Genomic DNA, 11,791 nt, shown 5'->3' with positions numbered 1-11,791 from the left:
GGAAATGAACCCCTGCGAAGAGCCGACCCGATCTTATTAAATCTTCATCCTCTATTTTCATACACCTTTTTTTAGTGTATAGTTATTTCAGGACGGGTCACACCATAAATCCTAAATCTTTTATTATGAAACCGTAAAGAAATTCAATAACACTGTCTTCTGATGGCCTATTGCTTTCCCAGAGGAGCTAAAATGTACCGTGTTAGCCAGCGTTTAAATCATTTTCATCCTGATTACTTTAAACGTAGCAGGCTCTACGGTTACCTTAACCGATTTACCGCTCACAATCATCGTACTCTTCACCGGAGATACCGCTTTCGGTGCATCCAACGAGTTCTCCGCATCCTTTTTATAGTTACCAAGTGTGGTTACTACCGCCGTTTTTTGGTAGGCAGCTGCTCCGCTGATGTTAAACGATACCGGTTGTGCCTTATCGGTGCTGTTAATGAATTTGATGATGAGTTCCTTTGTTTTTTTATCAATACTGGCGGTGGCATAAGCACCATCCTGACCGCTTACCATTTCGCCGTCTTTCAACAAGGGAACCACATCGGTGCCTTTGTTAAGCGAGAACAGTTGCTGCACATAGTAATTTGGTGTGGCGTACGAGCGCAGGTTATCAAACCAGATCAGATCGGGCGTCCATTGCCAGCCATCCACATGGGCGAACAGCGGTGCGTACGATGCCATATTCACCACATCGGCGTTGCGTTCCAGGCCGGTCATAAACGCGGCTTCGGACAAGGCGCACTCCCAGTTATTTTTATTATCGGGGCTGGCGATGGCCACACTTTGCGCAGCATATTCGCCGGCGAAGATCTTAGGGCCCTTACGGTCGTAGTTATCGTAGCGTTTGGCATTATCTAAAAACCATTTCGGGGCTCTGTAGTAATGCTCATCCAAAATATCGGCGTTCATACCGCGGAAGAATTTATCCAGCTTATTAAAGTCATCACCATCGGGACTTGGGCCAACGCTCGATATAATTTTGATGTAGGGGTACTTGTCCTTAATTGCTTTGGTGAAGATCTTCCAGCGGGCAATGTATTGGTCGCCCCATTGCTCGTTACCCACGCCCAGCATTTTCAGGTTAAAGGTTTTTGGGTGGCCAAGGTCGGCACGCAGCTTACCCCATTTGGTATCGGGGCCGCCGTTAGCAAATTCTATCAGGTCCAAAGCATCCTGTACGTATGGGTCAAGCTCTTCTAACGGAACCAGTTGCCCGGTGTTAAACTGGCAGGCCATCCCACAGTTCAGTATCGGCAGTGGCGAGGCACCAATGTCCTCGGCTGTCATAAAGTACTCCATAAAACCCAGGCCAAAAGTCTGGTAATAATCGGGCGCGGGGCGGTGCTTAAACTCCATGTTCCAGCGGTTAATAATGTTTTCGCGCTTATCTATATCGCCTATGCTCTTTTTCCATTGGTAACGGTTCACCAGGTCGCGGCCTTCCACAATACATCCGCCGGGGAACCTCAGGAAACCGGGCTTCATATCGTACAGTTTTTGCACCAGGTCGGCACGCAGGCCGGCAGGGCGGTTTTTCCAGGTGTGCTGCGGAAACAGCGATACCATATCCAGGTCTACCGAACCCTTACCCTTCAGCCAAACATACAGCGAGGCCTTGTTTTCGGTAGCGGTGGCAGTGAATTTCACGTTGTACTTTTTCCAATCTGCAGATGTTGGCGTTAAGGTACCTGTACCAATAACCGCTCCCTTAGCATTATGCAGTTCTACAATCAACTTAACCAGGCTGCCAGCGGGTTTACGGGCGGTAACCGTAAAACTGTAGCCCTCCCCTTTTTTGATCCCCATCCCGCGGAAACCCTCGTTTGACAGGCCGAAGGAACCTGTATTGTTTTCTACATTTACTTTTATGGTATGCGCGTTCTCGGGGCGCTCTGCGGTACGGTCAATAACCGCTACACTGCCTTTGCCGCCGTTTTTCTGCTGCTCTTTCCAGCCCGCCAAATGGCTGTCGAATTCGAACGAACGGTTCTTCACCAGTTCGGCATACACGCCGCCATCTGCCGCAAGGTTGATGTCCTCGAAAAAAATACCGTACATGGTTGGCTCTATATGCGCCTTCACCTTATCCGCTTCAATGGTATAAACCTTTGGCGTTTGCGCCTGGGCCGTTGCTAAGGCCGCCATAGCACAGGCCGTAAAAAATGCTCTTTTAATGATCATGGGGTTCTAATACATCGCCATAAGGCTGTGGCCGCTTATTATTTGTTTAAAAACTTGTAGGTGCTGCTTGTATGATACGTTTGGCCTGGTTTTAACACGGTTGAAGGGAAAGCCGGCTGGTTTGGCGAATCAGGAAAATGTTGTGTTTCCAGGCAAAATGCCGAACGCAGAACGTATGCTTTACCACCCTTACCATCGTGCGTGGCACCTGTTAAAAAGTTACCGCTATAAAATTGCAGTCCGGGTTCAACCGTGTAAACCTCCATGGTAATGCCTGTTACCGGGCTGCTTGCTATGGCAATAGGTTTGCTGCCGTCGTTTTTGTTCAGCACAAAATTATGATCGTAACCCTTGCCGTTCTTTAACTGCTCATCGGTTGTGCCAATATCTTTACCAATAGCTTTAGCGGTAGTAAAATCGAAAGGCGTGCCCTTAACCGGTTGAATTTTACCCGTTGGGATCAGTGTGGTATCCACCGGGGTAATGCCATCGGCAGCTATCATTAGTGTGTTATTTAATATGGTGCTGTCGCCCGCGCCGTTCAGGTTAAAATAGGCGTGGTTGGTTAAGTTTACGATAGTTTCTTTATCGGTATTGGCGGTATATTCTATTTTTAACGCGTTATCGTCAGTAAGTGTGTAGGTAACCTTAACCGTTAACTTTCCTGGATAGCCGCCTTCGCCATCAGGCGAGGTGTAGGTAAGGTTTAATGTTTGCCCGCTTTGTTCGGCATCAAACACTTGTCCAAAAAACCCTTTGCGCCCGCCGTGCAGGGTATTAACGCCATCGTTTACATCTGCCTGGTATGCTTTACCGCCTACGGTGAATTTGCCTTTTGCAATGCGGTTGCCATAGCGGCCAATAATAGCACCAAAATAAGGCTCCCCTTTTTTCTGATAGGTTTGTACGCTGTCATAGCCAAGCACCACATCAACCAGTTTGCCGGCTTTATCGGGCACCATCAGGCTAACCACCCTACCACCGTAATTGGTGATGCTTACGCTGGCGCCGCTTTTATTGGTAAGCGTATAAAGTTTGGTGTTTTTGCCATTGATAACCGCTTCAAAATTTTTTGGGTTGAGGGTATCTGTTACAGCGACAGCAGCAGCGGTATCTTTGCCATCACTGCCACCGGTGGCCGGGCCTTTGCAGGCAGCTAATAAAACTAAAGCGCAGCCGCTTAAAAAAACAAGGGTGTTATTTTTTGCTCTCATAATTAATATTTCAGGAAATTTCAGACTTAAAAACTTCGCGTTTTGCAGCCTTTTGTTTGATTTTATAATTGGTATCCCACGCAAATAATGGCCGATTTTCCCAAGCGCTCACGGGGCTGTTGCCTGCTGCTCTCTTCGTCTTTCGTTTATTTTCCGCGTGTATTTAAAATCGAAGGTAAAATTAAATTTTATTAATTGTGAAATAAACACTTAAAATATTTTCATATTATTGGTGTGATCTCTACACTATTACCAATGAGCTTTATAGCTAAAAAGCACCGCTTGTTAACATAAAATAAATAAATTATTTTTTATCAGTTATCGTAAACTATATTTGCCGCCAACAATTACACAACCACCCAGTACAAGCATGACCAAATATTCTAAACAAAGCAGGTTTTTAATAGCGGTAGATTGTATTGTTTTTGGTTTTGACGGCGAAACTTTAAAGCTGTTGCTTATTAAACGCAGCTTTAACCCCGAGAAGGATAAGTGGAGCCTGATGGGCGGATTTGTACAGGCGACCGAAAGCCTGGACCAGGCAGCCAACCGCATATTAAAGCAATTAACCGGCTTAGAGGGCGTTTATCTCGAGCAGATGTATTCCTTCGGCGAAACCAACCGAGACCCCATAGAGCGCACAATATCAGTTAGTTACTTCGCGCTGGTAGATATACACAAGTACGAAAAACAAATAAGCACCGATTTCCACGCCGAATGGGTGCCCCTGAAACGCATCCCCAAGCTCATTTTCGATCACCAGGAAATGGTTGAGCTGGCTAAAAAAAGCATCCGTTACAAGGCCGCTCTGCACCCTATTTTGTTCGAGCTGCTCCCCTCCCGCTTCACTTTACCACAGCTGCAAAACCTTTACGAGAGTGTTTTTAACACCAGTATTGATAAACGCAATTTCAGTAAACGCGTTTTGGCCACCGGCTTGCTCATTAAACTAACCGATAAGGATAAAGCCGGCTCTAAGCGCGGCGCATACTATTACCAGCTGAATATGCAGAAGTATTACGCTAATTTTCAGGCATTTATCAATATTATCCCTAACCCGGATTCCCTTCAGAATTAAATAACGGACAGCTTTTTAGAAAAAATTAAATGTTTTTTCGTAAAAATTTCTTTTTGTAAAAAAATAAGTGTTATTTCGACACTCAATTATAACATTAAATATGAGTAAGGATCAGTACGTGATCGGGGTCGACTATGGGTCGGATTCGGTCCGCTCAGTAATTGTTAATGCAGCAAACGGCCAGGAAATTGCCTCCTCGGTGTTTAATTATCCCCGCTGGCGCGATGGTTTGTATTGCGTGCCTTCAGAAAACCAGTTCAGACAGCATCCTTTAGATTATATAGAAGGCCTGGAAACCACCATTAAAGATTGTATAAAAATTGCCGGCGGCGAAGCTATCGCGCAGGCTATAAAAGGCATCTCGGTAGATACTACCGGCTCTACACCTGTCGCAGTTGATGCCACAGGCACACCTCTTGCGCTGTTGCCGCAGTTCCAAACAAACCCAAACGCCATGTTTGTTTTGTGGAAAGACCATACCGGCATTAAAGAAGCCGAAGAAATAAATGCCCATGCCGAAAACTTTGAACCCAATTACCTTAAATATGTAGGCGGAATTTATTCTTCGGAATGGTTTTGGGCTAAACTGCTGCATGTAGTAAGAGTAGATAGCGCTGTTGCAAACGCACTGCACTCCTGGGTAGAGCATTGCGATTGGGTGCCATTCCTGCTAACCGGCGGAACAAACGTAGCCGATATTAAACGCGGCCGCTGCTCGGCAGGGCACAAAGCGCTTTGGGCCGAAGAATTTGGTGGCTTACCGCCCGATAATTTCTTTAGCTCGCTTGATCCGCTTTTGACAGGCATCACCTCAAAACTATATACCGAAACTTATACCGCAGATGTTGCCGCAGGCAATTTAAGCGCGGAATGGGCGCAACGCTTAGGCCTGTCCACCGATGTGGTAATAGGCACCGGCGCTTTCGATGCGCATATGGGTGCAGTTGGCGGTCAGATAGAACCCTACTTTTTAAGTAAAGTAATGGGCACTTCTACCTGCGATATTTTAGTGGCGCCATCTGCCGAGATAGATGGCAAATTGGTTAAAGGCATCTGCGGGCAGGTAAACGGCTCGGTTATCCCCGGGATGGCCGGATTAGAAGCCGGGCAATCTGCCTTTGGCGATACCTACGCCTGGTTTAAAAACCTGGTGAGCTGGCCGGTTAATAACCTGTTGGCCCAATCTACCCTGATAGATGCCGCTACCGCAGAGGCTTTAAAAGAAGAACTTTCTGAACTGATCATACCTGAGCTAAGCCGACAGGCCGCGCTTTTACCTATAGAAGAAACTAACGAACTGGCGATAGACTGGTTCAACGGCCGCCGCACGCCGGATGCTAACCAGGCATTAAAAGGCGTTATCAGCGGGCTGAATTTGGGAAGCGATGCCCCGCGCGTTTTCCGTGCGCTGGCGGAGGCTACCTGTTTCGGTGCCAAAAGTATTGTGGAGCGCTTTATCAGCGAAGGGATCCCGGTTAAGGGGATCATCGGCATTGGCGGCGTGGCTAAAAAATCACCTTTTGTGATGCAAATGATGTCTGATATTTTGGGAATGCCAATCCGCATCCACCAGTTTAAACATACCTGCGCATTAGGCGCTGCTATGTTTGCAGCTGTTGTTGCCGGCATTTATCCCGATGTGGAAGCTGCCATGCAAGCCATGGGCCGGGGCTTTGATGTTAGCTATGAGCCAAATGCCGAATTAAACGCTGTATACGAAAAACGCTACCAGCAATATAAAATCCTGGGTAGCTACATCGCGCAGCAAACAGCGCTTAAAGCAAGCACTCAACTCCAAAACGCGTAAGCATGAGCCAGTACCAACATATTAAACAAAAGGCTTATGAGGCAAACATGCAGCTCCCCAAACTTGGGCTGGTGCTGTTCACCTTTGGCAACGTAAGCGCTGCCGACCGTGAGCTGGGCGTATTTGCTATTAAACCCAGCGGTGTACCTTACGACGAATTATCACCGGAGAAAATGGTAATTGTAGATTTTGATGGCAATACCGTTGAAGGCAGTCACCGCCCCTCTTCAGATACAAAAACGCATGCCGTTTTGTATAAGAACTGGCCAAAAATTGGCGGGATTGTGCACACGCATTCTACCTACGCAACGGCCTGGGCGCAGTCGCAAAGGTGTATCCCCATTTTTGGTACTACCCATGCCGACCACCTTACCACCGATATCCCCTGTGCGCCGCCTATGAGCGACGAGATGATCCAGGGGGATTACGAGTACCAAACTGGTTTCCAGATCATCGATCATTTTACAGAACTGGGGTTAAGCTACGAAGAAGTGGAGATGGTGTTAGTAGGCAACCACGCCCCTTTTACCTGGGGTAAAACTGCCGACAAAGCGGTTTACAACAGCGCTGTTTTGGAGAGTGTTGCCCAAATGGCCCTCCTCACCGAACAAATAAACGTTAACGCACCGCGCCTGAAAGACGCACTGATAAAGAAACATTTCGAAAGAAAACACGGGCCGGATTCGTATTACGGGCAGAGTTAATAGATGAAAGACGTAAAGATTAAAGACAAAAGACATACACAAGCAATGAAATTCCGTTACCTCGCCATATTAGCTACCTGCTTTTTTTGCATGAGCGCATCGGCACAAAATAAAGTGGCCGCTACCCCGCCAATGGGTTGGAATAGCTACAACTGTTTTGGTTCGGCCGTGCACGAGGACGAAGTAAAAGCCAATACCGATTACATGGCCGAAAAGTTAAAACCCTTCGGCTGGGAATATATTGTGGTAGATTTTTTATGGAGCTACGATAATCCTCCGGGCAGCAACATAGGTAACCCTTTCCAGATGCGTTTGTGGGATGGCTCGTATGTGCCCTGGCTTACTATGGATAAATGGGGGCGTTTGATGCCGCAGCCTAATAAATTTCCCTCGGCGCTTGATGGCAAAGGGTTTAAATCACTGTCGGATTATGTACATAGCAAGGGTTTAAAATTTGGCATCCACGTAATGCGGGGGATCCCAAGGCAGGCGGTTTGGAGCAAATCGCCGGTAAAAGGCACCAACGGTATCACCGCGGATATGGTTGCCGATACCAATTCTAAATGCCCATGGATGAACCATATGTATGGCCTCAACATGAGCAAGCCGGGCGCACAGGAATACCTGAATTCTATATTAGAATTGTACGCCAGCTGGGATGTAGATTTTATAAAGGTTGATGACCTGTCCCGCCCCTACAGCAACGCAGAGGTAGAGGGTTATCAAAAAGCTATTCAAAACTGCGGCAGGCCAATGGTGCTGAGCCTTTCGCCGGGCGAAACCCCGGTGGCACAGGCTGCCCACGCCACCAAATACGCCAACATGTGGCGCATGGCAGATGACTTTTGGGACAACTGGAAAGAGATACTGCACATGTTTGATTACGCCAAAAGCTGGGAAGGTGTTGGCGGCCCGGGCCATTGGCCGGATGCAGACATGATCCAGATAGGTAAACTATCTAAACGCGGTCCGGTTGGCAACGAGCGCTACAGCCGTTTTACCGAAGATGAACAATACACGCACATGACGTTCTGGAGCATTTACCGCTCGCCCCTGATGATTGGCGGTAACCTGCCCGAAAATCGTGAGCTGGAACTGAAATTGTTTACCAATGCCGAGGTGCTTGGCGCTAACCAAAACGGCGAAAACCCAAAACAGCTTTACAAAAAAGATGGGGCGATGGTTTGGTATTCGCAGGTACAGGGCAGCAAGGATGTGTACGTGGCGCTGTTCAATATCGGCGATGTAAATAAAAGCGTTGCAGTTGATCTGGCGGCCATCGGTATCAAAGGCAAAGTAAAAGTGCGCGACCTGTGGAAGAAGCAGGACCTCGGGCAGTTTAAAAAAGCCTATCAGCAAAATATAAACCTGCACGGCGCGGCGCTGCTGAGGGTATCACCACAGTAAGGATAGACCCAGGAACATAGACCCAGGAACAAAGACGAAAGACAAAAGACAAACTAATAGAAATCACTCAGTCGCTAATTCACTCAATCACTAATTATATACAATGATCGATCTTAAAACATTTGAAGTTTGGTTTATTACCGGCAGCCAGAATTTATATGGCGAGGAAACCTTAAGGCAGGTTGCCGAACACTCCAAACATATAGCCGAGGGTTTAAACAGCGCCGGGCAGATGCCTGTACGCGTGGTTTATAAACCCGTGGTAAAAAGCACCGACGAGATCTACCAAACCCTGCAGGAGGCCAATGTTGCGCCAAACTGTATTGGTATCATCACCTGGATGCACACCTTCTCCCCTGCCAAAATGTGGATCCGCGGGCTCAACATCCTACAAAAACCAATGCTTCATCTGCATACGCAATACAACCGCGATATTCCGTGGAGCAGTATTGATATGGATTTTATGAACCTGAACCAAAGCGCCCACGGCGACCGCGAGTTTGGCTTCATGGTATCGCGCCTGCGCAAAAACCGCAAAGTAGTGGTTGGCCACTGGCAGGATACCGAAGTGCTGGGTCAGATAGATGCCTGGGCACGTGCAGCAGCTGGCTGGTACGACTGGCAGGGCGCAAAATTTGCCCGCTTTGGCGATAACATGCGTTTTGTAGCTGTAACCGACGGCGATAAAGTAGAGGCCGAAACCAAGTTTGGTTTCTCGGTAAATACCTATGGCATAGGCGACCTGGTAGCTGTGATAGATAGCATCACTGAGGCCGAGGTTACTGCACTTACCGATGAATACGAAGCAACTTATACCATGGATGCCTCGCTTGCAAAAGGTGGCGAACGCTACTCATCTGTTTACGAAGCTGCTAAAATTGAGCTTGGCTTAAAAAAGTTCCTGGAAGATGGCGGCTTTAAAGGCTTTAGCGATACGTTTGAAGACCTGCACGGCATGGTGCAACTGCCGGGCATAGCATCGCAGCGTTTAATGGAAGCCGGCTACGGCTTTGCAGGTGAAGGCGACTGGAAAACGGCCGCGCTGGTACGTGCATTTAAAGTAATGGGCAGCGGCCTTGCAGGTGGCAACGCCTTTATGGAAGATTACACCTACCACTTCGACCCGAGCAACGAACTGGTTTTGGGTTCGCACATGCTGGAGATAGATTCTTCTTTAGCAAATGGCAAGGCTTCTTTAGAAGTGCACCCACTGGGCATTGGCGGTAAAGCCGACCCTGCACGTTTGGTATTTAACGTAGCCGGAGGCAATGCACTCAATGCATCGCTGATAGATATGGGCAATCGTTTCCGTTTGCTGATAAACGAAGTAGAAGCCGTTGAGCCGCAAAACGACCTGCCAAACCTGCCGGTAGCACGCGTACTATGGAAACCACTGCCCGATATGAAAACCGGTTGCGCAGCCTGGATCTACGCCGGTGGCGCCCACCATACCGCTTACAGCCAAAATTTAACCGCCGAGCATCTGCAGGATTTTGCTGATATGGCAGGCATTGAGTTTTTACGCATAGGCAAGGACACTAACATAGCCCAGTTCCGTAACGAGTTGCGCTGGAACGAGGTAGCATACCGATAGAAATTAAAACACAAAACAGGTAGCCGGATGGGATTTGGCTACCTGTTTTACCAAACCAAATAACTCCCAATTAAAACCAAATTATGAATAAATTCACCCATATAGATTACATCATCTTTGTTATCTATTTCGTTGTAGTATCCAGTTATGGCTACTGGGTTTACAGCCGCAAAAAGATCAAAGGCGTATCAGACAGCAAGGATTTCTTCCTGGCCGAAGGCTCGCTTACCTGGTGGGCCATTGGCGCATCGCTCATCGCATCCAACATTTCTGCCGAGCAGTTTATCGGCACCAGCGGGCAGGGCTTCGCCGTAGGTTTGGCCGTTGCCGCCTACGAATGGGTCGCTGCTATCGCGCTCATTATTGTAGCGGTATGGTTTATCCCTATATTTCTCAAGAATAAGATCTTCACCATGCCGCAGTTTTTGCATGCACGGTATAACGAAACGGTAAGCTTTATCATGGCCATTTTTTGGCTGCTGCTTTACGTACTGGTTAACTTAACCTCTATACTTTACCTTGGCGCTTTGGCTATCAATAGCCTTGCGGGCGGCGGTTACCTGCACGAGATCATCATAGCACTGGCCATATTTGCCTTGTTCATTACCCTTGGTGGCATGAAGGTGATTGGCTATACCGATGTAATACAGGTGCTGGTATTAGTGATAGGCGGCCTGGCTACAACCTATATAGCGCTAACCCTGGTGAGTGAAAAATTTGGACTGGGCACCGATGCTTTAGCCGGTTTGAGCGCAATGTTTAAACATGCCCCGGAGCATTTTAAAATGATAATGGCGAAGCCCGAAGCGGGTGCGCCACAGGCCGAGATAAACAAATACCTGGCCTTGCCCGGTATTGCCATGTATTTTGCAGGCCAGTGGATAGTAAACCTAAACTACTGGGGCTGTAACCAATACATTACCCAACGCGCCCTGGGTGCCGATCTGAAAACCGCGCGTACTGGCATCCTGTTTGCCGGTTTAATGAAACTGGCGATGCCGATCATTGTGGTGTTGCCGGGTATCGCCGCTTATGTACTTTACAAAGATGGCGGGCTTCAGCAGGAAATGAACTCAGGCGGGCATTTCAATTCGGATAACGCCTATTCTGCTATCCTCGGCTTTTTACCTACCGGCTTAAAAGGGCTTTCTGTTGCCGCACTTACGGCTGCTATTGTTGCATCGCTGGCAGGCAAGGCTAACAGCATCAGCACCATATTTACGCTGGATATTTACAAAAAGCACATCGATAAAGAAGCAAGCGAAAAGAAAATGGTTATCACCGGTAAGATAGTAATCCTGGCGGCGCTGGTATTTTCCATCATCCTTACCTGGAAAGATCTGTTGGGTATCAGCGGCGAGGGAGGTTTTACCTACATCCAAAAATATACCGGCTATATCAGCCCGGGTATCTTTGCCATATTCATCTTAGGTTTCTTTTGGAAACGCACTACCGGTGCAGCCGCCATAGCGGGTATCTTAACCAGCTTCGCGATGTCGGTTTTGTTCAACAACTTCGCTCCTGCTTTATTCGGGCACGAAACAATACTTTATACGGCTTTCCCTACGGGTGATGCAAAAGGTACGTGGCAGATCCCGTTCCTCATTTGTATGGGCCTGTCCTTTTTCTTTACGGTGATCGTTATGGCTGTTATCAGCCTTGCAGGGCCTAAAATTAACCCTAAAGCTTTAGACATACCTAAACATATGTTTAAAGTAGACAAGGGTACACTGGCGCTGATCATCGTAACACTAATGCTCCTTACCATGCTGTACGTTAAGTTCTGGTAAGGATTAA

8 protein-coding genes are annotated in these 11,791 nt (G+C 47.7%); 6 read left to right on the top strand and 2 right to left on the bottom strand.

Annotated elements, in window-relative coordinates; all coding sequences use genetic code 11:
- Positions 1-213: 213 nt before the first annotated feature.
- Both ABIX36_RS04260 and ABIX36_RS04255 read right to left on the bottom strand, forming a co-directional pair.
- Positions 214-2,190 carry an alpha-L-arabinofuranosidase C-terminal domain-containing protein gene (locus ABIX36_RS04260; RefSeq protein ID WP_348080923.1) on the bottom strand — a complete coding sequence of 659 codons (1,977 nt, stop codon included), beginning with the start codon at positions 2,188-2,190 and terminating at the stop codon, positions 214-216.
- A gap of 38 nt (positions 2,191-2,228) precedes the next feature.
- Positions 2,229-3,404 carry an aldose epimerase family protein gene (locus ABIX36_RS04255; protein WP_348080922.1) on the bottom strand — a complete coding sequence of 392 codons (1,176 nt, stop codon included), beginning with the start codon at positions 3,402-3,404 and terminating at the stop codon, positions 2,229-2,231.
- A 370-nt stretch (positions 3,405-3,774) separates the two neighbouring features.
- Here ABIX36_RS04255 and ABIX36_RS04250 point away from each other — a divergent pair, with 370 nt between their 5' ends.
- From ABIX36_RS04250 to ABIX36_RS04225, 6 genes are all read left to right on the top strand, one after another.
- A complete protein-coding gene (locus ABIX36_RS04250; RefSeq protein WP_348080921.1) occupies positions 3,775-4,482 on the top strand; it encodes an NUDIX domain-containing protein in 708 nt (235 codons plus the stop codon).
- A gap of 100 nt (positions 4,483-4,582) precedes the next feature.
- A complete protein-coding gene (locus ABIX36_RS04245) occupies positions 4,583-6,289 on the top strand; it encodes a ribulokinase (RefSeq protein ID WP_348080920.1) in 1,707 nt (568 codons plus the stop codon).
- Positions 6,290-6,291: 2 nt separating this feature from the next.
- Entirely contained in the window at positions 6,292-6,993 is a 702-nt protein-coding gene (locus ABIX36_RS04240) for an L-ribulose-5-phosphate 4-epimerase (RefSeq protein WP_348080919.1), read from the top strand.
- A gap of 3 nt (positions 6,994-6,996) precedes the next feature.
- Positions 6,997-8,400 carry a glycoside hydrolase family 27 protein gene (locus tag ABIX36_RS04235; RefSeq protein ID WP_348080918.1) on the top strand — a complete coding sequence of 468 codons (1,404 nt, stop codon included), beginning with the start codon at positions 6,997-6,999 and terminating at the stop codon, positions 8,398-8,400.
- A gap of 103 nt (positions 8,401-8,503) precedes the next feature.
- Positions 8,504-9,994 carry an L-arabinose isomerase gene (gene araA, locus ABIX36_RS04230; protein WP_348080917.1) on the top strand — a complete coding sequence of 497 codons (1,491 nt, stop codon included), beginning with the start codon at positions 8,504-8,506 and terminating at the stop codon, positions 9,992-9,994.
- A gap of 83 nt (positions 9,995-10,077) precedes the next feature.
- The gene (locus ABIX36_RS04225; RefSeq protein ID WP_348080916.1) at positions 10,078-11,784 is read left to right on the top strand and encodes a sodium/solute symporter; all 1,707 of its coding nucleotides are present in this window, start codon (positions 10,078-10,080) and stop codon (positions 11,782-11,784) included.
- The last annotated feature ends 7 nt before the right edge of the window (positions 11,785-11,791 follow it).

The sequence above is a fragment of the Mucilaginibacter sp. genome, from assembly GCF_039925265.1.
Lineage (GTDB): Bacteria > Bacteroidota > Bacteroidia > Sphingobacteriales > Sphingobacteriaceae > Mucilaginibacter.
The sequence above is the reverse complement of the archived record's forward strand: the minus strand, read 5'-3'. Positions and strand labels throughout refer to the sequence as shown.